General features: G+C 49.2%; 28 protein-coding genes. All 28 read right to left on the reverse strand.

Features of this window, described 5'->3' with window-relative positions:
* Positions 1-402 (reverse strand): hypothetical protein, encoded by a 402-nt coding sequence (locus tag HMPREF0658_RS05820; RefSeq protein WP_024990837.1) that lies wholly within the window; start codon positions 400-402, stop codon positions 1-3.
* A 275-nt stretch (positions 403-677) separates the two neighbouring features.
* Positions 678-2,114, reverse strand: a complete 1,437-nt coding sequence (locus tag HMPREF0658_RS05825; RefSeq protein ID WP_006949298.1) for a DNA cytosine methyltransferase — start codon at positions 2,112-2,114, stop codon at positions 678-680.
* A 132-nt stretch (positions 2,115-2,246) separates the two neighbouring features.
* A complete protein-coding gene (locus HMPREF0658_RS05830) occupies positions 2,247-2,522 on the reverse strand; it encodes a hypothetical protein (RefSeq protein ID WP_006949299.1) in 276 nt (91 codons plus the stop codon).
* Positions 2,515-2,796 carry a hypothetical protein gene (locus HMPREF0658_RS05835; protein ID WP_006949300.1) on the reverse strand — a complete coding sequence of 94 codons (282 nt, stop codon included), beginning with the start codon at positions 2,794-2,796 and terminating at the stop codon, positions 2,515-2,517. The genes HMPREF0658_RS05830 and HMPREF0658_RS05835 overlap by 8 nt, the downstream gene beginning before the upstream one ends.
* Positions 2,793-3,146 (reverse strand): hypothetical protein, encoded by a 354-nt coding sequence (locus HMPREF0658_RS05840; RefSeq protein ID WP_006949301.1) that lies wholly within the window; start codon positions 3,144-3,146, stop codon positions 2,793-2,795. The genes HMPREF0658_RS05835 and HMPREF0658_RS05840 overlap by 4 nt, the downstream gene beginning before the upstream one ends.
* Entirely contained in the window at positions 3,143-3,466 is a 324-nt protein-coding gene (locus HMPREF0658_RS05845; RefSeq protein ID WP_006949302.1) for a hypothetical protein, read from the reverse strand. The genes HMPREF0658_RS05840 and HMPREF0658_RS05845 overlap by 4 nt, the downstream gene beginning before the upstream one ends.
* A gap of 299 nt (positions 3,467-3,765) precedes the next feature.
* A complete protein-coding gene (locus tag HMPREF0658_RS05850; protein ID WP_006949303.1) occupies positions 3,766-4,299 on the reverse strand; it encodes a hypothetical protein in 534 nt (177 codons plus the stop codon).
* Positions 4,300-4,520: 221 nt separating this feature from the next.
* The gene (locus tag HMPREF0658_RS05855) at positions 4,521-4,775 is read right to left on the reverse strand and encodes a DUF5053 domain-containing protein (protein ID WP_024990836.1); all 255 of its coding nucleotides are present in this window, start codon (positions 4,773-4,775) and stop codon (positions 4,521-4,523) included.
* Positions 4,776-4,839: 64 nt separating this feature from the next.
* The gene (locus tag HMPREF0658_RS11645) at positions 4,840-4,998 is read right to left on the reverse strand and encodes a hypothetical protein (protein WP_006949305.1); all 159 of its coding nucleotides are present in this window, start codon (positions 4,996-4,998) and stop codon (positions 4,840-4,842) included.
* A 157-nt stretch (positions 4,999-5,155) separates the two neighbouring features.
* Positions 5,156-5,545 carry a hypothetical protein gene (locus HMPREF0658_RS11755; protein WP_006949306.1) on the reverse strand — a complete coding sequence of 130 codons (390 nt, stop codon included), beginning with the start codon at positions 5,543-5,545 and terminating at the stop codon, positions 5,156-5,158.
* A complete protein-coding gene (locus tag HMPREF0658_RS05870) occupies positions 5,542-6,486 on the reverse strand; it encodes an amidoligase family protein (RefSeq protein WP_024990835.1) in 945 nt (314 codons plus the stop codon). Before HMPREF0658_RS05870 ends, HMPREF0658_RS11755 begins: the two co-directional genes overlap by 4 nt.
* Before the next feature lie 297 nt (positions 6,487-6,783).
* The gene (locus HMPREF0658_RS05875; protein ID WP_006949308.1) at positions 6,784-7,398 is read right to left on the reverse strand and encodes a DUF6549 family protein; all 615 of its coding nucleotides are present in this window, start codon (positions 7,396-7,398) and stop codon (positions 6,784-6,786) included.
* A complete protein-coding gene (locus HMPREF0658_RS05880) occupies positions 7,383-7,907 on the reverse strand; it encodes a glycoside hydrolase family 73 protein (protein ID WP_006949309.1) in 525 nt (174 codons plus the stop codon). Before HMPREF0658_RS05880 ends, HMPREF0658_RS05875 begins: the two co-directional genes overlap by 16 nt.
* 2 nt (positions 7,908-7,909) lie before the next feature.
* Entirely contained in the window at positions 7,910-8,347 is a 438-nt protein-coding gene (locus HMPREF0658_RS05885; RefSeq protein ID WP_006949310.1) for a bacteriophage holin, read from the reverse strand.
* 37 nt (positions 8,348-8,384) lie between these two features.
* Entirely contained in the window at positions 8,385-8,969 is a 585-nt protein-coding gene (locus HMPREF0658_RS05890) for a hypothetical protein (RefSeq protein WP_006949311.1), read from the reverse strand.
* A gap of 3 nt (positions 8,970-8,972) precedes the next feature.
* Positions 8,973-9,224, reverse strand: a complete 252-nt coding sequence (locus tag HMPREF0658_RS05895) for a hypothetical protein (RefSeq protein WP_006949312.1) — start codon at positions 9,222-9,224, stop codon at positions 8,973-8,975.
* Positions 9,224-10,192 (reverse strand): hypothetical protein, encoded by a 969-nt coding sequence (locus tag HMPREF0658_RS05900; RefSeq protein ID WP_006949313.1) that lies wholly within the window; start codon positions 10,190-10,192, stop codon positions 9,224-9,226. The genes HMPREF0658_RS05895 and HMPREF0658_RS05900 overlap by 1 nt, the downstream gene beginning before the upstream one ends.
* Positions 10,189-11,079 carry a hypothetical protein gene (locus tag HMPREF0658_RS05905; RefSeq protein ID WP_006949314.1) on the reverse strand — a complete coding sequence of 297 codons (891 nt, stop codon included), beginning with the start codon at positions 11,077-11,079 and terminating at the stop codon, positions 10,189-10,191. Before HMPREF0658_RS05905 ends, HMPREF0658_RS05900 begins: the two co-directional genes overlap by 4 nt.
* On the reverse strand, positions 11,076-12,545 hold the full coding sequence (locus tag HMPREF0658_RS05910; RefSeq protein WP_006949315.1) for a hypothetical protein: 1,470 nt from the start codon (positions 12,543-12,545) through the stop codon (positions 11,076-11,078). The genes HMPREF0658_RS05905 and HMPREF0658_RS05910 overlap by 4 nt, the downstream gene beginning before the upstream one ends.
* Positions 12,542-12,859, reverse strand: coding sequence for a hypothetical protein (locus tag HMPREF0658_RS05915; RefSeq protein ID WP_024990834.1), 318 nt, complete (start codon positions 12,857-12,859; stop codon positions 12,542-12,544). The genes HMPREF0658_RS05910 and HMPREF0658_RS05915 overlap by 4 nt, the downstream gene beginning before the upstream one ends.
* Before the next feature lie 268 nt (positions 12,860-13,127).
* Complete coding sequence (locus HMPREF0658_RS05920; RefSeq protein WP_006949318.1) at positions 13,128-14,888, reverse strand: hypothetical protein; 1,761 nt, start codon at positions 14,886-14,888, stop codon at positions 13,128-13,130.
* Complete coding sequence (locus HMPREF0658_RS05925) at positions 14,881-15,528, reverse strand: hypothetical protein (protein WP_024990833.1); 648 nt, start codon at positions 15,526-15,528, stop codon at positions 14,881-14,883. Before HMPREF0658_RS05925 ends, HMPREF0658_RS05920 begins: the two co-directional genes overlap by 8 nt.
* Complete coding sequence (locus tag HMPREF0658_RS05930) at positions 15,528-15,854, reverse strand: hypothetical protein (protein WP_006949320.1); 327 nt, start codon at positions 15,852-15,854, stop codon at positions 15,528-15,530. The genes HMPREF0658_RS05925 and HMPREF0658_RS05930 overlap by 1 nt, the downstream gene beginning before the upstream one ends.
* Positions 15,842-17,161 carry a DNA-methyltransferase gene (locus HMPREF0658_RS05935; RefSeq protein ID WP_006949321.1) on the reverse strand — a complete coding sequence of 440 codons (1,320 nt, stop codon included), beginning with the start codon at positions 17,159-17,161 and terminating at the stop codon, positions 15,842-15,844. The genes HMPREF0658_RS05930 and HMPREF0658_RS05935 overlap by 13 nt, the downstream gene beginning before the upstream one ends.
* A 2-nt stretch (positions 17,162-17,163) precedes the next feature.
* A complete protein-coding gene (locus HMPREF0658_RS05940; protein ID WP_006949322.1) occupies positions 17,164-17,580 on the reverse strand; it encodes a hypothetical protein in 417 nt (138 codons plus the stop codon).
* A 32-nt stretch (positions 17,581-17,612) separates the two neighbouring features.
* Complete coding sequence (locus HMPREF0658_RS05945) at positions 17,613-18,239, reverse strand: hypothetical protein (protein ID WP_006949323.1); 627 nt, start codon at positions 18,237-18,239, stop codon at positions 17,613-17,615.
* An 89-nt stretch (positions 18,240-18,328) separates the two neighbouring features.
* The gene (locus HMPREF0658_RS05950; RefSeq protein ID WP_006949324.1) at positions 18,329-19,330 is read right to left on the reverse strand and encodes a hypothetical protein; all 1,002 of its coding nucleotides are present in this window, start codon (positions 19,328-19,330) and stop codon (positions 18,329-18,331) included.
* An 83-nt stretch (positions 19,331-19,413) separates the two neighbouring features.
* Positions 19,414-21,420, reverse strand: coding sequence for a hypothetical protein (locus HMPREF0658_RS05955; protein ID WP_006949325.1), 2,007 nt, complete (start codon positions 21,418-21,420; stop codon positions 19,414-19,416).
* Positions 21,421-21,440 lie beyond the last annotated feature (20 nt).

A 21,440-nucleotide genomic window follows, 5' to 3' on the forward strand; every position in this document is an offset into this window, starting at 1 on the left:
TTATGGATTAACTGCTTTTTCAAGTTGGTTATGGATGGCTTGTCTGACTTCATCGGTAAACCCGTAACGGAGTTGGGGGAATGTCTCATGATAGAGGACACCCCAGACAACACGGTTGTAGAGTGCGAGGTTACGGCGTTTGAATTTGGCGACCCTGTCATTCCGCTGTCGGTAAGCCATATCCAAAAAGCGGAGATACGGGAGTATCTTGACAAAGATGGTTTGCGATTCGCCGGTAATCTGGCTGTTGAAAGAATGCTTGGATAGGGAGGTCTGCAACCGTCCAGTCCGTAGTTGGTAATTGCTACGGACTACGGATTCCTGCATGGCATAGATTTTTGAGATGCCTTTTTGAAGGGCATCATGGACGAACTTCTTACGAATGAGACTGTCTGTTACCATACTTGCTTTTTATGCTGCAAATATAGTAACAGACAGTTATAGGAGAAAGGACAGAGAATATCCTATTTAACGAGATGCCTGTATAATGGAATGCCTATTATAGGTGTGAGAAAGCCACATAACCCAATATAGAACAACTTTACAGACCACGGCTCGCCATGTGTGAAAAACGGCATCAAGGCAAGCGTTGTCAAAAGAAAAATTGCTTCTAAAAGTACCATAATCCTAATATTAATTCCAATGCAAATATAATGCTTATAGTTGAAAATTGCAAGTCATTCCTCGAGTATTTCAGTTTCTATGGCCCGGAACAGTTCAAATACGACTTGTGGAACCATAGAATTGCCGAGAGCTTTTATGGATTCCTGTCGCCATCGGGTGAAAGGAATGGCAAGACGAGATACATCAAAGGGTAGCCCATCATTTCCTCCACAAATAGGGGTGACAGTTGGGAAGTTCCGCCACCAACCTTGTGGGCAATCTGCTCCGCCAAGTTGCTCTGTTCCGCTTTCGGCTTCTTGTGTGCTTTCAGATTGCTCATCGTCATCATAGACCTCTTGCCGTCGCTCGCCACCGGAGTAAGCAGCCAGTCCGCTTTGCTGAACATTTCCGGCAAGTCTTTCTGCTTGGACTTCTCGCCTCGCTCCTTGAGGTTCTGAGCACTGGGAGTCGTCAACATCCCATTGAGTGCCATTGCCGTCAGCCCTGACCCCATCTGGCTGCTCGGGTTGTAACTTGTCGACCAGTGCGTTGCCTCGGCTGCATTCGGGGTCGGCAGGATTCCGTGGAAACAGAGGTAGTCCAGCAGGCCGTTCGGGCGTTGTTCTCCGTTCTTCCGGCTTCCCATCGTCCGTCCCCCCTTCGCGCGGAGCTCCTGCACTCTCTTGCTGTGCTGTATCTCCACAGCCAGTGGAGTCGGTAGCAGTTCCTGCGGGCAGAACTTCTGCTTGCCGTTCTCGCATACTTTCAGCCCCTGCGTTACAGGAGTGGGCAGCATGTCCGAGTAGACTATCTGACTCAGAAGGCTGTTGTATCTCGTCCCGTTCCTGTAGCCGTTGCGCTTCGCTCTCGCCCTCATTGATGCAGGATCCTCGCAGAACTCCATCGTGCATGGTGTCATCAAGAGGTGTGGGAACATTCCTTCGGGCGATGAACCACACTCTGTCCCGTTGGTGTGGCGCACCGACGGAACAAGCCGGAATAACAAACGGTTGGATGGTGTATCCTTCACGCTCAAGGTCTGTACAGACGGTTTCAACAACGAACTGTTGCTCTTTTCGGTATATGTCGTCGCCCTCACCGAATAGAGAGGTTGTGCATCCCACCTTAACCGCCTCGCCGGGCTGTACCATCGAGAGGATGCCAGCAACATTTTCACCAATGACGAAAGAGGGCTGTATCTGCCTGATTGCTCGTAGCATCTCCGGCCAGAGGTAACGGTCATCATTCGCTCCAAGTCGCTGTCCTGCCGAGCTGAACGGCTGGCATGGAAAACCGCCTGTGAGTACATCGATTTTTCCTTGCCATTTGGAGAAGTCTGCCTGCTTGATGTTTTCATAACCGATTGAATTAGGATACCAATAATTGAGAATGGTGTTGCAGAACTCGCTGATCTCGCAGTGAAAGACATTTTGCCACCCCAACCAAAAGGCTGCGAGCTCGGGTGCGCCAATACCGCTGAAAAGCGAGGCGTGCATGATAAATCTTTTCATTCATTTCCTTGTTTGTTTGTCAATGGCAAAATTATATACTTCGATTCTGTTTGTAAAGGACACCTCGTCTCCCGACGAAGTGCCCTGACAAACAAACATCCAAACGAATGGATGCTTTGACAAAAAAGAAAATTATCGTTCACGGAACATCCATTTGAACGACAGTCCGTGGGAAGCGGGACGATTGCAGAAATCGAAGCCGGCCTGCCGGAGTGCCTCGAACACTTGGATAGGGCTGACTTTGGCGGAAGAGTCTATCTCCTTGATGGCCTGCACCACTTCCTCTGTGGAGAAGAAGTGGGTGGCCTCTGCCGGAGTTGACGCCGGGCGATAGGTCATTTGCAGGGCAGCCACATAGACGCTGATGTCGGTGATGGGCTGCTCTTGTGGTTCTTTCTTTTTACTCATTGTCTAACATATTTAAGGTTTGACGATCGTCGGCTTCGCCTGACGGGTCGACCGAGGTGAGAAATGTGCCGAAGTCCTTACGCAGGGAGCGCAGGGTGTCGAGGAAGGTTAGGGCTGCCTCGGGCTTGATGGCATGGGTATCGCGCCACTGGTCGAGCAGGAAGTCCTCAATGGCCTGAAGACGCTCGGTGCGCTCGTAGATATAACCTGGGTCGAGCATTGCTTCGAGGGTTTCGGTGGCTTGCTCGTTGAGATGAATGAGAGTGGTTTTCATTTTTTGCCTCCTTTCTTTTCAGCAACTTCATTAATACTCTTACAGATGTCTTCACAACTTTCACGATTGAAACCTTCCAAAGAAAGCACCTTCTTATAGTGCAGACGCAGGACTGCTTCGGTGAATCCGTGAGTGGTACAGACATAGATATGGCCGCTGCCTGCTTCGAGCGCATACCGATCTTTTGCCTTCGGTATGGAATTCAGTTCATGGCGAAGTTCCTCAACAAACTTCTTCAGTGTAGGTTCGTCAGCCATAAGAACCTGATGACGACGCTCCATACACTTTGTAACAGGTTCAAGGTACTTCGGGGTGGAATATGCCTTGAAAAAATAATCAAAGAAAATCATTTTTTGCCTCCTTTTCTTTCTTGTTGTTTCTTATCAGTTTGATTAATACGGTAAACGATCCCGGCTGCGGTGACGGCAGCGACGGCGGTGATGGCTGGCTGCTGTTCTACTGCTGCCGCAGCAAGGATCATGCACAAAGCTACGAGATTGATACGGATTACCAAACGACGGGTTGCAGGGAACTCGGCGATACGGCTGTAGAACTCACTCTTGGTGTCGAGCCAAAGGTTAAGAGACTTGAACTTGCGCTGTATCGTAGCACGTACGTCGATAGGCTGCTGCACTTGGGCAGAAGGCTCGAAATGAATTGTTTGTTGCATATTTGCACGATGTTTAGCATTGCCCGGATCCGCCGGGTGCGGAGACAGGAAAAGCGGATGCTCTTCCTGTCGCTAAACATCGTGTCTTACACCAACAAGGGCTAATTCACATGGAAGGCATCCGCCATATCTTCATTGCAGAGAAGCTGCAACATGGGCATAAAAATAAGCCCATCGAAATCTAATAAGTTCGGGGCTTGATGTTACTCTCGCCCTTGATTGTGTATTACTACACGACATTTAGCGGTTACAAAGATAGAAACTATTTTTGTAACCGCCAAGGATTTCGGGGATTATTTTTATTCATCTATTAAGTCAGGAGCTTCGAGTTCACCTCCCAATTCTCGATAATATTTATAGGTTTTCACTATATTGTTAATTTCCTTACTTGTGACATTCCTTGTTGTGTAAGTTTCCCAATTTGATATCTTCATTTTAACCTTGCTCCCTATTTTAATAGATTTAAGGAAATCAACTGCGTATCCCGAAGGTATTTCGTAATAGTTTCCATTATATGATTCGTGAGCCATATAAGACTGAATAAAAATATCTGAGATCTTGTCGTCTATATTGAAAGTAAATCTTGCTACTCCATCAATCTTTTTCTCTTGAGAAGTCTGAATAACCAATCTAAAATATTCTGCCTTCCCCTGGTTTATGACCATATAGGCCCAAATGTAGTCTATATTGAACGAAGAAGGTTTATTTTTAGGGACAACTATCTCGGGAATTCCTTTTGAAAAAGAATCTCGTTCAATAGTATACTCTTTTTCAATCAGGGCGTGGATAGAATCGAACTGATGCTTTTGGGCTTCTATTGCAAGTTGTTGCATTGTCTTACCTTTATTACAGGAACACAAAGAAAAACATACGATGAAAAGGTATAAGTATAATTTCATAAAAATGGTTTTAGTTAATAATACTACAAAGATACAAAGATATTGTAAAAAAAATGATATAACAGAAAGAAAAAAGCCTCTCGCTACTGCGAGAGGCTAACTTGCACCCATAGGCGATGAGTGACTTTTGTCTTGAAGGTCAATGAGAACCTCGCCTAAATATTTTCTGCTGCACGACGAATGCGGTCGGACAGGTCTATAAGTGCACCACGCATCTGCTCAGCTTCCTGTTGGTTGAAACCACCTGCACCTCCGTTGCCGTCAATACCGTCCATTTTGTGGTAAAACCAAGATGAGGATTTCTGAAAGTAGGTATTGGCAAAATCACGCCATGAAACTGACATCAGAATGTCTTGTACTTTTCTTTTCATATCGGTAACTACTACTGGGGTTGTCATAACTGTTTCCATTGTTGCTGTGTTTATAGTTTTACTTTTATTGTGCCTCTCCCTCATAAGGGAGAGGTTTTTAGCTTTATTCGTATGGCTGTCGGACCATTTTGTCGAAGAGTTCCTGTAAATCCCATAGGAGTTGTGGATAGCCATTTGGATAAGAGCGATTGTAATTTCTCATTCTTTCGAGGAGTTCCCGTTCTTCGGGTGTAACCTCCATTAATTTTTCTTTTTGTTCCATATCTCATTGTTTTCTTTTGACACTACAAAGATACTACAAAAAATCGTATTATCCAAACTTTTACTATAAAAATTTGTAGTAAGGTTTATTTTTTAACATTTTAAAAGCCGTAACAGTTCGGAGACTGCCACGGCTACAAAGAACGAGCATCGTATTTTTATACTTCTACGGACACGAAACCGTGGGCGATTAGGTCGGCAAGGAAGGCGCCGGGACTGTCGGTGGAAACAAGGTAGCCCTCAAATTCCTGCAAGCGGTGAGCGAAGCGTTGCATATATTCCATATCTGTGCCTTCGCTGTCGAAATGACTGCCTGCATGGAGCTGGCGGAGGAATTCCTCGGGGCTGTAGGCTACAATTTTGTGGTTGTCTCCTTTTATGTGGTAGATTTTGAATTTTGGTGCATCTACTCGACGATGTTCGGGGACTAAATTATGAGGAAGTCGGCTTTGTAGCTTTGCTTCGGTGATAATAGCACCAACGAGTTCTTTTGGAGAGATGGTCGGCTTTTGCTGACCATCTCTTGTTTCTATTTTTATTCTTCTCATACTGCTAACTTTTTTGTTCTTATCTTCAAGTAAAGTTTTTCGCTTTCGGTGAGGAAAGGTATATTTTGGAGAGTTGTTCCTGCATTCACCTGGCCTTGTTTTGCAAAGGTAATCATTTTTGCGAGAAAATGAATCCAAGCAGACATCTTTGTGAAGTTCGTTGAACCTCCGTGCTGGCGAAACTCTACCGTGCGGTGGCGTGCGTAAGCTTCGAGGTTTACCTTGTGGTAGCGGTTGTGGGCGAAAGCTGCTCTAAGGTCGCTGATATTAGAAGCTCGGTTGATGGTTGCCTCTGTAATGGTGGTAAGCCCCTTGCAGAAGCGGTTGTTGCGACGGCTTAGAGGCATAAAGTGGTCGATAACCTTCTCAAGGCGTTTGTAAGTAATAATAAGGTTCTTCCAAGTCTGAAGGTCGAACTCTGCAGCGTCCATGTGAACGTGAAGTCCGCAAGAGTCGTTAATCTTAGCGTTGCAGAGGTCGAGCACCCAGCAAACCTTTTCCAGTTCCTCAAGTCCTTGCTCTCCGTGGAGGATTGGGCTAACGAGTTCGAAGGTGTTATTGCCTGAAAGGCTGCTGTCGGTAACTAACTTCCAATGGTCGGTGTGGTCGGTGTGATTGTAACCTTCAACCTCTACTCTGATGCCTGCTGCTGTAAGTTCTCTTGCAAGGCGTTCACGTGTGCAGTTGTAAGCTTCTATCTCAATACCGAAGTTGCGGTTGAAAGTGTAGTCGAGTTGTGGAAGAACTGTTGTCGCTGCCTGCGCTGCACCCTGTGTCATTCCCTGCATCATTCGCTTGTAGACGTTCTGCACGAATCCGTAATTACCACCTGCTACAAGGTCAGCTACCTGTCTGCGTGTAAGTCCAAGGGTGAGGAGCTTCTGAATCTTAGAAGTCTTTGTTCCGTTCTCGTTGAGAATGTTCTGAATTTGCTCGTTCATAATCTTCGTTTTTTGAATGTTCTTTGCATAAGATAAGCTGCACTCGGCAATCAGAAAGTAAACTTTCATTGCACTCGCTGGCATTATCTTTGTTTTCTAATTGTAGTGCTAAGATAACACTACCTTTGCGAACACACAAACATTATTGCACTTATAACCAGTCATTTAGAACTATATATCTTTTGGCAAAAGATATGATAAAAAGAGCCGGTGCAATCGCTGCAGCGGCTCTTTAAAACGAAACGATTTTTGTAAAAAACAAAATAATAAACCTATCTAACAATTATAAATGAAACACTATCTGACAAGCTGGTAGAATTTTGCGTAGGTGAGCCGGGTGTGTGGGTTGCGACTGCTGATATCGATGCGCACTTCGCGGCAGCCGAAGCGGAAGAAAAGGAAGCGACGGGGTATGCGATGGATGATGATGTCGAGGGTATCGGTGGTGGAGATACTGCCACGAAACGACGAGTCGGCGATGGTGCCTGTGAGGCTTGTCCATGGGTCGGTATATGAGAGGTGACGAGGTGTTTGGCTGTAGGTCGGTGCTACTGTGGATGTATCGGACGGAACGGTTGTCAGCTGCGTTTCGATGTAGACACTGGTAGCGGTGGCTGCCGTGGCTGCCGTGGAGATACGGGAGGGTTTGATTCCGGCCTGACGTGCGACTTTCACCAGAGGGTCGGCGCTCTGACGGAACTCATCGGCGCGGAGGTTGATGGCCGGCGCGGAAGCGTGGCTGCGGCCGTCGGAAGTCCGGGTAATCTCTACCCTACCGTTGTGTAGGAGTATGGATTGGTTCTGACGGAGCCGGTCGCGGTCGTTTTTCATCTCTACATACCGACGGAAAGTGTAGGAGAGCGCGGCGAGGAGTGTGATGAAAACGGCGGTGAGGATTATTTTTGTACGCATATTTTTCGTACTGTTTGTATGAGTATGAGTAGTTGTGTGAGGTATGTAGGTGATGTGGCGTAGCGTACTCCTTGTGCGTCGCAGATGCGGTGTGCGAACTCTTCGGCATTTTGACGGTGTAGCCATGCGTCGGCAAAGCCGGGTTTCTGAAGGAGGCGGGTATGTTCCTGAAGGCACTCCTCAAGGGAGTCGAAGTCCTTGAATAGTCGGTAAACGGTGTAATACCATCTGTTGCCGGTCTTGCACTTGGCGATGGACACGACCTTCTCGGGTGCGGTGAATGTGCGGTTAGGTGTGTTGAAGTACTCATGGGTGAGGATAAGGACGGTATGCCCTTTCCAGTTGCTGCCACGAGTGATACCGAAGAGGTTGAACTTTCCTATGCGCGACTTGCCCCATCCGCTTTCGAGGATGGCCTGCGCCGTGACAAACTCGGGGGCGATGTCAGTAGCCTTCTGGGCTGCTGCATAGATGCTGCGTGCAAAATCACGCTGTGCTGCTGTTGCCATGATCAGTCTTTTTTGATGTATTCGCCTTTGTCATTGAAGTCTTTGAGACGGCGTACGAAGGAGTTGGGCAGTATGGGGTATATGGCTTGTATGTTTTCGACGATGGAGAATGTTTCTCTAACCATCATGAACACGCAGAGGTATGTTCCGATCCACTGTGTGGCTCCGACGACGCTGCCGTGTACGGTGAAGTTGGAGAGGACGTTGGAAAGGATAAGCAGGAGGATGTAGATGACGATCTTTTTGCAGAATTTGGAGAAGAAGAGTTCGCTGGATGCATCTTTATATAAGAGATGTTTCCATACGCTGAGAATGGTGTCGATGACGATGGCGACGGCTATCCACTTGGCAAATTCCCAATCTTGGTAGAGGTATTGTGTGAGGTTGGCAATGATGGATAGTGGCAGTGAGACGAGGGATATCATGGGTATTTTTTTCATTATATTATTGTGGTTGGTTTCTATTTGCGAAGTTAGTTTATGGGATTTGCTTTGCAAAGGACCGGCTCAGTGTGTGTGTATCGAGGGGGTCTGGTGCGATACATGAGAGCATGAGTGTCCATCCGATGGATGTGAGTTCGGTGGCGACGAATGGTATGATTTCGGCTTTATCGAGTTCGGTTCTTGATAGCCAGTCGATATTTCCTGCGTTGGCATCTGCGATGAGCCATGCGTGTAGTTTTGCGATGAGTTGTAGTGTATTGTCGGATGCGAGCATGTATTCGGCGGTGTCGGCTCTGTTTGGCATTTTGTATGCGACGGTGATAGCGATTCGCTGTGAGATACGGAAGGAGCCGGGTTGTGTGCCGAGCATGTCCATCTCGCCATAGTCTACGAAGAGGAATGAGCCGAGGAGTTTGTCGATGCGCTGTTTGAGTTCGTCGAATGACTGTCCGTAGACATAGTTTGCGATTTCGGGGATTCGCGGTTGTTGTGGCAGTTGTTTGAGTTCTTGGACGAGCTGGTTGTATCCGGGGAAGTCGCTTGTTCCGTTGGTGAACATGGCGAGGACACCATTTCGGTCGGGGTATTGTGCGAAGTAGAGGAATTGTTGTTTAATCATACACTATTTATTTTTTTCCAAGTACGAAATAAAGTTATCGACTTCATCTCGCAATAATTTTAATTTATCTATGAAATCTTCGGTGCTATCATCTTCTATCTTATGTAGCCTGATTGACCAGCTGCAATCAGAAACCTGCAAAAATGTGTTTCTGATTTCTTCACCGCGCCAGGTGGTCATACCATCAAAACAAACAAGGTTTCCTGTTGAAGGTGAATCTTCTTTATTTAGCCATATCCTTCTATTATACATCATTATAGAATTTTGTCAATTATGTTAATAGGAAGTCCGGACTCTTGACTTATCTTGGCCTTGTCCCAGCCGAAGCCCTTCATGTTGCGAACGGCAGAGATGGTTTGTTTGCGCAGTATTTTGAGGTATGTGATGATATTGAGCTGTTCGATTTGAGCGGCGTCGCCCAGCCCATCTTTGGAGAGATCGTAGAGTGCATCGGCGGCATCGGTGGTGATGGGGTGTCGTGGTTGTGGGGTGATTTTTGTGAGTAGCGAGAAGGGTGTTTTATGGAAGAGATAGTTGTTGAATGCTTGGAAGTTGAACGATATGGCGGTGAGGGTTTCGGTAGGGAGTGTGGCGAATGTCCTGGCAAGTATGTGTGCGCGTCGTGAGTCGTAGGGTTCTTCGGGATAGTAGAGTATGGCTGCGAGCAGTGGTAGTGTTTTGTTGTTTTGCTCGATGAGTGCTTGTGCTTCGATGTATTGGAGAGCAGAGAGTGAGGAGGTAAGTATTCCGAAGTCGTTGGAGATGGTATATGCGCTGTATTGTTGGCCGTTGACGTGTATGATAGGGAGGAGTTGAGCACAGAAGCAGAGGTCTACGACATATTGGTAGTCCAACCGGCGCAGCACACGGGCTATGGGAAGATGCAGACGGAAGGGGTCGATGCGCCGGCAGAGCTCGTAGGTCTCGTTGTCCATACCGTCGAGAACCGCATTGTTGTCGGGATAGTTGATTTGAAAAAGGAAGGTGAGCTGCTCGGAGATGGCCACGAGGTTGGCAATCTGCTCCTCGGTGCGGAAGCGGCGACGGTCCCAATTCATGATGTCACAGAGCCAGTTGATACGCACCTCGCCGGCCGACAGCCCACCGGCTGCCATGCGGAGCAAGTCGGCCACGAGGCGGATGTACTGGCGGGCGGTCATCCCGTCCCATCGGTTGGGTATGCGGTAGATTTCTCCCTTATATACAAGCTCTATATCTTTCACGGCAGCATGATGATTTTGTCGGCCGGGTGGTTGTAGGCGGAATAGCTGCTGATGTCGGCAGCAGTGTCGGTGGAGAGGAGCGTGTCGGCATTGGCAAGAAGTTCTTCCGCCTCACGGTCAAGGCGGTCGGCAAGGGAGAGGGCTGAGTCGTGGTCGTCCTTGCCCGAACGGCTGGCGTGGCTCTCGTCGAAGAGGTTACGGATGGTGGGCGGAAACTCAAGGATGTCGAAACGGCGCAACGACTTGGCAATGGTTTTCTTGGCGAGGGCAAGCAGGAGCATCGGGCGGACGCGCTGCGTGCTGTCCTCGGTGAGCTTGGCGAAGTAGGCGGACATGACTTCGTCGAGCGTTTCTTTCTGAAGGGGAACGGTACGGAAGAAGAACAGATAAGAGCTGTCGATGGGATAAATCATGTCGAAGTCGGGCATGGACTTTATCTCGCACCTATTCAGAATGGAAAAATACCGGGTCTTGCGCCACAGCGCAGCCGGCGAGGTGGTGTCGTTTTCCTGCACTTTCGCATCCATGAGTAACTGCACGATGGTATCCAGAGCATTGCAGTAGTTCTCCATATAGGAGCGGCGCATGGCTTCGAGTTCGTATTTGTAGACATTCACATCGTTCTTGCGGCGGTTTATGCTGTCGAAGATAAGTTGCACGGCCATTGTCATGTTGGCTATGGCGGCACGCAAACCTTCCATGAGAGACGAGTCTCCATCTTCCTTGGAGATGGCTCGAAATACAGCCGGACTGATGGCTGTCTCTACTCTCTTCCGGGCTGTGAGTCCCGAAGACTGGAGGTCGTTTAAGTCCATATTCGTCTCCACGCCCGGTGCATACCGGCTGAAAGTGGAGAAGTCGGTGAAAAGTTCTGTCAGTATATTCATGACTGTTGCTGGTTTAGTCTGTCCTTGGGGGATATGTCTTCCTGTCGCTGTGGTACCTCGCGATAGAAGCCGATGCGGTATCCTTGCCTGTAGAGGGCGGGGAAGTTGAGCTTCAGGGCGAGGTTGAACGGTTCAGCACAAATCTCGTCCTCGGGCGTGAGCGACATGATATAGATAAGGTAGTTGTAGTAGGCGTCAGATCCTGACTTGCTGATCACGCCGTCCTTGCTCACTGCCGTGATGGAGGCATCCAATCCGACGCTTGAGAGCAGCGCTTCTTCGCTGCGCTTGTCGTAGGAGATGAGTGCCTCGATATATTCCTTGTACTTGAGATCGATGGTCTCTATTTTCCACTGCTGCTCGTTGCCGGACGAGTCCATGAACGAGATGGATGAATAGGCCTTGCCCTGATTGTCCGCTCCGCTGAGATAGTCGCCTATCTTGCGCAGTTCCAATCGCATATACTCCACGAGCAACGATTCGCGGTATTCCGTGCCAATTTCGATGCCGTTGTATTTAACCAAGACTTTATCCTTGGATTTGAGCAGTTTATTCTCCTCGCATAGCTTGATGAGCTGGGTGCGCTTACTGCTCACCCATGCGTTGGGAATGATGATGTGAATCTTGGCCGCGAGCGAATTGCGCAGGAAAGAGTTGATATAAGTCGCGGTCTTGTTGCTGCCCTGAATATAGGGGCGCGCCCCCTGATGGGTCTCGTTCACGCCGTAGAACTCATCGACCGATTTCTCCCTGTGGTGCGATACTGCAGCATAGAGGTAGTTATCCACCTCAGACAGGGCGAACTTCGGATAAACCTTATAATTGCCCAGCCCGTAGGTCCACCTGCCCACAGCGATGTGGTGAAAGTCTCCATAGCCAATCTGCTCGTAGGCTACATCCTGACGTGTGGTGGCAAGCCGGCAGTGCTTATTCTCCAGCGGCTCCAGTCCGGCAACGGGCATCATACCCAGCCGCTTGCCACGGGCAAACCGCCATTTACAAAAGAAGTCGCCGAAATAATAGAAATTCTTGATGCAGGTCTTAGCAAACTCCTGGGCAGTGGCTTCCATGCCCCGCTCCTCCCACGTGTTCAACCATTCGTCCCATTCGGGTAACGCGGTGTATTTTCGCTTTATCTTGCCACCCTCCACTGTCTGCACATACGCACAGGGGCCATGGCCATAGAGCATCTTTATCTCCTTGCTGTACAAGCGTGGCAGCAGGCGGTTCTGCTTGATCTCCATCGTTACCTCGTCGCAGAGCGCGTTGCTCACTCCACGCATACACACCTGATAACCATTGACACTGAGCCACTGGTGTTCATGCAGATAGAGTTGTCTGCCCGTCGGTACGAGCAGCCCCGGCGTACCAAATACCTGCTGCCCTTCCCCGATCTGAAAGGAGAACACGTTACCGTCCAGGATATAGTTGCCGGCATTGCCGTAAAGTTCTATACTGTCGTTCATAACCAATTTATCTTGTGTAGTTTATATCCGTCTTGCGGAAAGCCCATATACCTGATGAGTATGCGGTAGCACATCCTTGGCTCACCATCGCCGTCTTCAAAGAGAAAGTAGTTCTCCGAATCAACGGAGAACCTGTCCTGTGGCAGCTGCGTGCGATACCTGCAGTGCTCCTTGACCACCATGCTCTCACCAGCCATGCCTTGCGACCTCGAATAGGGGAAGAAGCACAGCGTGAAGTCACCTTTCGGCAGTTTGCTAATCTCCCTTGCCCATTGCATCGCATGAATGCCGTCCATTTCGATTGCCTTCTTCATCACTTGCGAAATTACGGTATTCCGCTTAGGGTGCAAAGGACGGAACGTGGAGCCGGCCGTCATATTTCCGCCCTTTTGAAGGGGTGCACCTCATTATCAAAAATCAGCGGTGCGTGGTAATGGGCGGTATTTATCCATTTTATTTTTTCCTTTTCAAAACACAAACTATTGATTTTCAACAAGGTAAGGTTTTAACCTATGTAAATAGCGCCCGTTATTACTATACTTTACGCACTTTTTATATCATTCTTTGGTAATTATTTAAGTATTATATGGTAATGTTTTCAGGCAAATCATCAGGCAAAGAGCTTAATTCTTTCTTGATAATATCCGAATAAAGACCATACAAAAGGTAAATCATTGCACTCGGAAGCTGCGTTGTCAGTCCCGGACGGCGTTTCAACTCTTCTTTTTTCTCGCTCGACTTATCCAACTCTATTTTGCCATTTGTTTTCTTCAACGGACTAACGAGGATGGCACTACAAAGGTTGGGGCACTCATTCTCGTCGACGCGCACCTTTGGCAACTGTGGAAGTTTCTCGGCAAAAAGCAACTGACAAAGTCTGAACTGCTGCCAGTGGTAGATGGTGGGTGCACCGTCGTTGTAGAGGAACACCGAAAAACCATAACCCTCTAAGGCTGCCTTCATTGTCAGCGAATCGGTGGTGATTTGTTCGAGTTCTTCTTTGGTTTTATTACCTGCACGGTCTGGATAGAGATGAATAACCTTATTTACAGCATCAGTACCAAAGAAAGAGTACACCTGCTGTGCGAGGTTCTGCTGGTCAGCGGGGATGTATGCCCAAAACTCCTTGATGATATCGAAACGGCGACCGTATTCCTTCTTTTGTCCGACGATGAGTGACTGGAAGTTGCCCGGGTCGTAGCCTATATAGAGTGGTTCCCGTTTATCGTAGTGGCGCAGATAGCGTGCCGTGAGCGTGAAATGGTCCTTGAGGTTCAGCTTCAGAATCTGGTCGTAGATGTAACTGTCCTTGAACTGGTGCCGCTCGTGGTCGTAGGAAGTGAAAAACTTGTTCGTTACCTCCTTATGCCGGATGGCACAGATGGCGGTCAGAAACTCGTCCATATCAAGGGTGTCGAGCTGGGTTTTGAAGAACTTCGGTCTGAGGATATCTTTATTGCAGAACGAAGACGCACGAATGTAGTAGATGGCATTGCGTCGCATATCAGCAAGACGTGGTTTCCAACGTGCGATAAAAGCATTCTGCTTCTGCGTTTCGAGCCGTATTTTCTCCATGATGATGGGATTTTTGGTTTCTTTCAGTTCCTTCTTCATGGCAAACATGCGGTAGATCGATGCGTTGATAGCGAGCGACACAGAAGCTATTTCGTCGATAAGCCGGCGGTCCATTTTGTTCTCGTACTCCTCAAACCAATCGTCTTCGCCCAAATCCACCCGGGCGGTGTCGCTCACGCCCGTCACGCCCTCATAGTAAGCCGACCGCCGGATGTCTGCAGAGCCACCACGCAGCGAAGGAAACAGGCGCGATTTGAGTTTCTCGCCGCTGTTGTGTTTCATCTCCTCCACGAAAGCATGCACGGCATTGCGGCCTGCCACACTCTCGGGCTGGTCGGACGACACGAGCTGCAGGTGCGCCCCATTGCGGAAGATAACCGAGTGCTTGGCATAGGCAATCGGATAACGCGGGTGACGAAAGTGGGAGGGAAGTTTTGCCTCGCCCACTACATAGTCTATGCCATATTCCAACATTGCCCGCTGCTTACCGTTCACGATGACGGGACGTGAGAACGAAGCCTGAATGTTCGGCCACACGTTTGTCATCAGGGCAACGTATGTCTTGTGAACCAGAAACGACAGTTCGCCCGGCATGTCGTTCGCCACGCGGATGAGTCGTGGCACGATTACTCCTTCCGTCTTACCCGTTGCACGTGCCCACTCGGCATAAAGCATGTTGGGGTCGATAATGTTGGCCAGCAGCTGCACATGGTTCATGTAGTAGTGCTCGAAGTTGAGTACACTTTCATTCTGTTGATGATCAGTCATTCTGTATTTCCTCCACTATTTCCGCCTCCTGTATGTCCGCATCGCGCAGCAGCCGTTTTTTCTCTTTCGTCTCAATAGGCAGCGAGTTAATCAGCGTAACATAGAAGCCTTGGTTGTGCTTGGCAGCAATCTCCTTGAGGTTCTTTTTCGAGAAGCCGAGTTCCTCGGCAGTGATAGTGGGAGTAATGATGAAAGTCACACCGAGATCGCGGTCGGCTTCAGCTATCTCCGATGCACGTCGACGACACTCCAAAGCAGCATCATAACAGGCCTTCATCCCCTTATAATCACGTCGTTTGGCACACAACTTGGCCAAATCTTCGTATTTGTTCGCAAAATTGCTTTCCCAAACTTTAATAGGCACATTGCAATCGACTTGGAAGTAGCTGATGGCTTGATATATTCTCGCCATGCAAGTACGCTCCTCTATTTTGATGTGCTGTTCGGCATTAATTCGCAAACGGAGTTTCTTTGCCGCCCGAGTTATGTTTCGTTCAAATTCGAAAATTTCGGCAGACCATTGTAACTGCTGTAAGAAAATCTTTATATCAGTAGGAATACCTTCACAGTCTCCACTCGTTAGGAATGTAGATATAAGGTCAGGGTGAATAGAGTCTAATTTCTCAATATCACTTTTTATCATATACCAAACAACTTAAATCGCAGATCTTTTTCAGAACGCTCGTTCTTACGTTCTTCCAACAGTGTGATAGATTCAACATCTCCCTTCTCCGCTTTCTTAGCGAGTTCTGCATCAATATTATACTCACCAAGTGCACACCCTTGGTGATATGCCTCGCAATAGACATCGCCGGGAATGCCTATGCGGTATAACAGGGCTATGCGTTTGGCTTTTCTCAGCCCGAGCAGTTGGCAAATACGCTCGGGGGTATAGCTTAACGCCCCGAATGTTCGCACATGGTTTACATACTCGTCTGACAATCCCTCTTTGACTAACTCTGACATAGAATAATCTTTTCGGTTTCAGAAGCTGAGAGGATGGCACCATCTCTTTCCAGTAACACAGGCTGCTGCGGGAACATTGCCATGAATCTACGTACCGTAGCCGCTACATACTTTGGATCGATTTCCATACCATAGCCGATACGATCGGTCTGCTGGCATGCCATGATAGTAGAGCCAGACCCAGAGAACATATCTACAACAATGTTACCGTTTTTAGTACTGTTAGTGATCGGATATGCCATCAGGGCAACAGGCTTCATTGTTGGATGTATTTTGTTGGCTTTGGGTTTATCGAAATTCCATATAGTTGTCTGCTTTCGGTCGGCGTTCCAAAAATGAGCAGCCCCAGGCTTCCATCCATATAAACAAGGTTCATGCTGCCACTGATAGTCTTGCCGTCCCATGACAAGTGTATCCTTAGCCCAAATACAACACTGAGCTATCTTAAAGCCTGCCTCTCGAATTGCGCGACGGAAATTCTCGCCCTCCGAGTCCGCATGAAAAACATAGAAGGAACCACCTGGTTTTATAATAGTAAACATCATGTTGAATACAGACTGCAAAAACCGAAGGAACAGGTCATTCTCCATCGAGTCGTTCTGGATGGTGAGTTTGTTATCTCCTCCACCTTCGTAATTTACATTGTATGGAGGATCCGTGAGAATCATATCGGCTACTCTTCCATTCATCAAGGCTACGACATCTTTCTTTGCACGACAATCTCCACACATCAGCCTGTTATTTCCAAGCCTGAAGACGTCACCAGGACGAGCAAAAACATCATTATCCTCTTGTGGAAGGGGTTCTACGGCATCCTCTTTAATTTCGGTTGTATCACTTTCTGAAGCAAACAACTTATCAGTGCCGACAGAGAAGTCATTTTGTTTCACTTCATAACCAAGATTGAACTTGGCGAGATCATCTCCATTGATGTTGTACTTCGTGAAAAGAAGCGTATCTGGATTTTTTTGAGCAAACTCTGAGTTGTAGGCGGCGATTTCCTCCACAGCCTCTCGTTTATCAGATGCCTGAATTTCCTCGTATGGTATTTCGGGAATAGTGAAACCATAAGATCGGAGCCCCAGTAGAGCCTTCCGACGCTGATGCGCATCAATAATCCATAGTTTTCCGTCAGGGTCTTTCCAAACTTTAAATGAATACTTAAAACCACGTGTGATGATGAGCATCTGCAGCTTCGATAATTTGTCTGCATCAGGCTTCTTAAAGTCTTCTTGAAGTTCGATAAAAGAGTCCAGCGGGGCTGTAGGAAGATTGCCCAAATTAAAAACTTTTATACTATTTTCCATTGCTATTTACTTTGTTGTTCTAAAACCATTTTAAATAATCTCTCACGTTCCCAGTATCGTTCGAGGTTCTGCTTATCCAGCTGTCGCCGGTCCTTACGGTCGCCTCGTTTGAGATATGAACGGTAACGCTTGATGTTGTCGAGCACATTCTTATGGCGGCGCAGAAACTCGGCAGGGTCGGCCTTGAGCAGTTTCATGAGCTGGGCTATCTCTGAGCGGCCAAAGAGTATGGGGTGGTGGCAGAGGAACTTGCCCGTGTTGTTGAACGACTGCAGCTCGGCGAATGCCTGAAGATTGCGGATGCGCAGTTCTGCCATTTCGGCTACGGCCTGTGCGGTGGGTGCAGTCTCCAGCAGTTCGTCGAGCTGCTTCATCTTTCGCCATGTGTTGATGCGGTCGTTGTAGAGAACGGTGGCCATCTGCACATCTGCATCGTCAAGATTGGTCCAGTCTATTTGCGGGTACTCTTCTTCTTTTTTTTTGGAGTGACTGGCTTTTTCGGCGACTTATCCTCTCCTCCTCCTTCTTCTGTAGAGTTATCCACGGGGCTTTCAACAGGGGTACCTTTGGGACCTGTCGGGTTCTCGCTGCCCTCACCGTCAACAACGGGATTGCCGTCGGGATTCGTTGGGTTCTCGTTGCCCTCACTGTCAACAACGGGATTGCCGTCGGGATTCGTTGGGTTCTCGCCGCCCTCACCGTCAACAACGGGATTGCCGTCGGGATTCGTTGGGTTCTCGTTGCCCTCACCGTCAACAACGGGATTGCCGTCGGGATTCGTTGGGTTCTCGTTGCCCTCACCGTCAACAACGGGATTGCCGTCGGGATTCGTTGGAGGTTCATTGTCTGCCGGCTGCTGCGAGAAGAATTCACGCCGGTTGCGCACAATGTCGTCGTGGTCGGCTACATCGAGCAGAGCGAACAGAATATCCTCGGCATTCTTCCTTGGTGCGAGGTCGAAGCGCGTGAAGTCCGTACTCTGCGGATTCTTACCGTGCAGCAAGCTAAGGTCGGCCTCGGCTGCCAGCGGATTGGCGAGCTGGCGGAAGTAATATAGTTTTTCTTTTGCGCTATACATAATATAAAGGTGTTAGGTGATGGGTGTTGGGTGATGGTGGCCTATGCTGTTTTATCAGCACCTGTCATCTTACACCCAACACCCGATGGTTATGCTTCGGTTCTCGACACTTCGACGAGGGTCGTGGTGTCGAATACACGGAACGTGATAGACGCGCCTGTCTTGGCTGTCCATGTGGCACCGTCTTCGAGAATGAAGGTGGAGCCATCGGCAATGGTGGCGGGCTTGTCGGTTCCTGCTCCGATGAGCGTGATGTAGCGTCCCTTGTCGCTCTTACTGAGTCCGGACACGGTGGCGATGGCTGCGGCAGCGGATGTGCCGTTGGCTACGGTGTAGGTGTTGGACGCCGGGGTGATGGCGATGGTGGTCGCTCCGGCTGCCACGCTTCCTGCCGCCGTTACGGCCGGGTTGCCGGTATAGACGAGTGGCAGGTCGACAGACGAGCGCTTGAAGGTGAAGGTGGTGTAACGACCGTCCTTGTCGTCCTTCGTCTCGGTGTTGGAGAGGATGATCGGGCGTTCCAGCTCGCCGAGGATGTACCACTCCTTCTTCTTGATATGCTTGAAGAAGAGGATGAACTTACCGCCGCTGTACTCCTCAATGAAGTTGTAGAGCGGCACACGGGCACCGCCCATGATGATTACAAAACTATTCTCGCCCGTAGTGGTGATGTCGCCCTTCTCGGTGGTTCCCGTGAATGTCGGGATGTCGTGCGCCTCGAAATAGTGCGGTATCTCTCCCGGCTTCAACGGTACGGGAGCCACCTCACGGTTAGCATTTGGCTGCGGAAACGGTTTGGTACGGTCAATCTGGTCGAGAGCGATGAGATAGACGATGTAGGAAATGTCGGAGCCGTGGGTGTCACGGTCGGACACATCATCGATGTGCCCGAGTATGGCCATTGACGCAAGGGACAGGCCGGAACTACCGGCAAGCAGAAACGAATGGTCGCAGAATGCGCCGAGCATAAGCACTACGCCGAATACGGCAAACATGACCATGAACATATTGCGTGCCTGCCGGTTGGCGTAGTTAAAGCCCTTCAGAGGATTGTACGCACGGCAGCGTTTTTGAATGTTTGGCTTTTTCATTTTTCTTTTATTTTTGCAGGGAGCCGCCGGAACGGCTCCCTACGGTTACACAATAAATTTAATAAACAAATCAACTCTTTGTCTTAGCGGCCACCCGGAACATTGGGCTGAAGTTCCTTGTTGATAGTGCGCTTACCACCTACACAACGCTCCAGCTCGCGGAAGTTGCCGTCGCCTCCGAGAATCACCATGATGTAGTCGCCCACAGCCGTAGCGGTGAACGCGGCGGAGAGATTGGCGAACTTGCCCGACTTGGCAATCTTCGGCAGATGGTCGGACACGCCAGCCTCGATGCAGTAAGCCACACCGGCCTTGGCATTGGCAATATCGGTGTAGGTGTCCTGCGTGGTGGTTGTTCCCGTTACCTGCCAGAAGCCGTTGGCTGCGTCCACTTTATCAGTGATGGTGCCGGCAAAGAGGTTGATAAAGATCTGCTGCCACTCCCATGCATTGTCGTCCATCGCTTTCTTGGTGTCGAAGCGACGGCCCGTGAACGAGGCAGAGCAACCTTCCTTCCAAGTGCTCCACGCACGGACTTGCTCCATCTGTTCCTGCATCTTCATGGAGAGCATCTCGCCCGGCACAAATTCCAGAAACTGGATGTTGCCCGGCTGATGCAGCATCATGAACGGCAGCTGGCCGAGGTAAGGCAGCCAGATGATGCGAACCGTGCTATCGGGAACGACATTGAGCGCACCCATCGGGCCGCTGAAGTCCGTGTCCTTACCGTATGTGGTGCGGACATTCTTAATCCACCACGACTGGTGGTTCTTGTTGAGATAGACACAGTGCTGGTCGATGTCCATATCCTCAGTAACGGAGCTGCGTACATCGGCAATAAACTCCTGCACGGCTGCGAGCATGGTGGCCTGCGTGTAGGAACGGTAATCCTCGTCGGTGTGCGGCTTGATGTCGTACTGATGGACATAGCGCAACAGCGTGTAGAGAAAGCCCGTGGCTGCATTGAGGTAAGAACCGGCAACCCCTTTCTCGGGCTTCACATAGATGCCGCGCATACGGCGTTTGTTCTGCTCTACCTGAGCCGTGGTGAGCGTGTTGAGCAGCTGGTATTCAATCATCGTCCACTTGATGGGATCGGAACCTTCCTTATTAAGGTAGCCGATGTACTTGCGCTCGAGCTCTTTCATCGGGCCCCATTCCATCTTGATCATCGCATCGTCCACATAACCCATGTGGTTTTCTATCTTCATTCCGCCCTTGAAGACCTCACCGGCCTGATAAGCCTGTGAAACCTCGTCGAAGAATGCGTTGAAGACGAGACCACGATCCTGATAGCCATAAGCGACAGGGAAGAACTGGGTCATGTCGCGCACCTGAAGCACACGGGCGATGAGTGCGTCCTGACGCAATACGACGAACTGGTCGCCGACTCCGGCATTGTCCACACCCTCATAGTTGGTGGCGTATTTACCTGCAGCGAGGGCAGGCGCATCAAGCATCTTGTTCTGTTGGAGATACTGATAGCGATTCTTGAGCGATTTGGCAAAGTTGCAGGCTGCCTTGTAAAAGGCAACGCCGTCCACTTGTTCGTCAACTTCCGGCATGGCAGCTGCCGCACGAGGATTCGCTGCAATCCGATTCCAGCGGTTCTTCATGGAAAACAAAGGATGCTCGACACCAAACAAATATTCGGGTGTATTGCCGAATCCGTTGATGTTGAGCGGAGAAGCACTGACGGTCTGTGCCGGGACATCAGGTGCAGGTTTCTCGGCCATTGCCTTGAAGTCGGCGCGCATCCCCTTGATGCTTTCAAGAATGCCCTCAAGCGTGGCATTGCTTTGTGGCTGGTTTTGCCGTGCGCCCTCGTCACCCTCTGTGGCAGCCGTTGTCTCTATGCCGTTGAGAACCGACTGGATGGTGTTGAGCGTGGTCTGGAACTCTGCAGCCTGCTGTGCGGTCTGCTGCGCAGTCTGCTCCGCGGCGAGGTCATCGTTGAGCGTAACCTGGTACTTCTTCTGGTATTCGGCCACGACAGCATTGAACTCTTCCTTGGAAAGACTTTTTTCATCGAACTTCTGCTTGAGGTGCAGGAATTCGAGAACGGAGGTAAGTTTCTCTTTGAAATTCATAAACAATTAAAAATTAAAGC

It is taken from the genome of Hoylesella marshii DSM 16973 = JCM 13450 (genome assembly GCF_000146675.1).
Classification (GTDB): domain Bacteria; phylum Bacteroidota; class Bacteroidia; order Bacteroidales; family Bacteroidaceae; genus Prevotella; species Prevotella marshii.

Excerpts from the sequence above, each read along its gene's own strand:
- HMPREF0658_RS05850 (WP_006949303.1), bottom strand. The coding sequence starts at position 4,299 with ATGCAACAACTTGCAATAGAAGCCCAAAAGCATCAGTTCGATTCTATC.
- HMPREF0658_RS05950 (WP_006949324.1), bottom strand. The coding sequence starts at position 19,330 with ATGAAAAAGCCAAACATTCAAAAACGCTGCCGTGCGTACAATCCTCTG.
- HMPREF0658_RS11755 (WP_006949306.1), bottom strand. The coding sequence starts at position 5,545 with ATGAGAAGAATAAAAATAGAAACAAGAGATGGTCAGCAAAAGCCGACC.
- HMPREF0658_RS05905 (WP_006949314.1), bottom strand. The coding sequence starts at position 11,079 with ATGAATATACTGACAGAACTTTTCACCGACTTCTCCACTTTCAGCCGG.
- HMPREF0658_RS05840 (WP_006949301.1), bottom strand. The coding sequence starts at position 3,146 with ATGATTTTCTTTGATTATTTTTTCAAGGCATATTCCACCCCGAAGTAC.
- HMPREF0658_RS05935 (WP_006949321.1), bottom strand. The coding sequence starts at position 17,161 with ATGGAAAATAGTATAAAAGTTTTTAATTTGGGCAATCTTCCTACAGCC.
- HMPREF0658_RS05895 (WP_006949312.1), bottom strand. The coding sequence starts at position 9,224 with ATGATGTATAATAGAAGGATATGGCTAAATAAAGAAGATTCACCTTCA.
- HMPREF0658_RS05835 (WP_006949300.1), bottom strand. The coding sequence starts at position 2,796 with ATGAAAACCACTCTCATTCATCTCAACGAGCAAGCCACCGAAACCCTC.
- HMPREF0658_RS11645 (WP_006949305.1), bottom strand. The coding sequence starts at position 4,998 with ATGGAACAAAAAGAAAAATTAATGGAGGTTACACCCGAAGAACGGGAA.
- HMPREF0658_RS05885 (WP_006949310.1), bottom strand. The coding sequence starts at position 8,347 with ATGAAAAAAATACCCATGATATCCCTCGTCTCACTGCCACTATCCATC.
- HMPREF0658_RS05845 (WP_006949302.1), bottom strand. The coding sequence starts at position 3,466 with ATGCAACAAACAATTCATTTCGAGCCTTCTGCCCAAGTGCAGCAGCCT.
- HMPREF0658_RS05940 (WP_006949322.1), bottom strand. The coding sequence starts at position 17,580 with ATGGCCACCGTTCTCTACAACGACCGCATCAACACATGGCGAAAGATG.
- HMPREF0658_RS05855 (WP_024990836.1), bottom strand. The coding sequence starts at position 4,775 with ATGGAAACAGTTATGACAACCCCAGTAGTAGTTACCGATATGAAAAGA.
- HMPREF0658_RS05820 (WP_024990837.1), bottom strand. The coding sequence starts at position 402 with ATGGTAACAGACAGTCTCATTCGTAAGAAGTTCGTCCATGATGCCCTT.
- HMPREF0658_RS05870 (WP_024990835.1), bottom strand. The coding sequence starts at position 6,486 with ATGAACGAGCAAATTCAGAACATTCTCAACGAGAACGGAACAAAGACT.
- HMPREF0658_RS05955 (WP_006949325.1), bottom strand. The coding sequence starts at position 21,420 with ATGAATTTCAAAGAGAAACTTACCTCCGTTCTCGAATTCCTGCACCTC.
- HMPREF0658_RS05830 (WP_006949299.1), bottom strand. The coding sequence starts at position 2,522 with ATGAGTAAAAAGAAAGAACCACAAGAGCAGCCCATCACCGACATCAGC.
- HMPREF0658_RS05945 (WP_006949323.1), bottom strand. The coding sequence starts at position 18,239 with ATGTATAGCGCAAAAGAAAAACTATATTACTTCCGCCAGCTCGCCAAT.
- HMPREF0658_RS05825 (WP_006949298.1), bottom strand. The coding sequence starts at position 2,114 with ATGAAAAGATTTATCATGCACGCCTCGCTTTTCAGCGGTATTGGCGCA.
- HMPREF0658_RS05910 (WP_006949315.1), bottom strand. The coding sequence starts at position 12,545 with ATGAACGACAGTATAGAACTTTACGGCAATGCCGGCAACTATATCCTG.
- HMPREF0658_RS05880 (WP_006949309.1), bottom strand. The coding sequence starts at position 7,907 with ATGGCAACAGCAGCACAGCGTGATTTTGCACGCAGCATCTATGCAGCA.
- HMPREF0658_RS05915 (WP_024990834.1), bottom strand. The coding sequence starts at position 12,859 with ATGAAGAAGGCAATCGAAATGGACGGCATTCATGCGATGCAATGGGCA.
- HMPREF0658_RS05920 (WP_006949318.1), bottom strand. The coding sequence starts at position 14,888 with ATGACTGATCATCAACAGAATGAAAGTGTACTCAACTTCGAGCACTAC.
- HMPREF0658_RS05875 (WP_006949308.1), bottom strand. The coding sequence starts at position 7,398 with ATGCGTACAAAAATAATCCTCACCGCCGTTTTCATCACACTCCTCGCC.
- HMPREF0658_RS05930 (WP_006949320.1), bottom strand. The coding sequence starts at position 15,854 with ATGTCAGAGTTAGTCAAAGAGGGATTGTCAGACGAGTATGTAAACCAT.
- HMPREF0658_RS05890 (WP_006949311.1), bottom strand. The coding sequence starts at position 8,969 with ATGATTAAACAACAATTCCTCTACTTCGCACAATACCCCGACCGAAAT.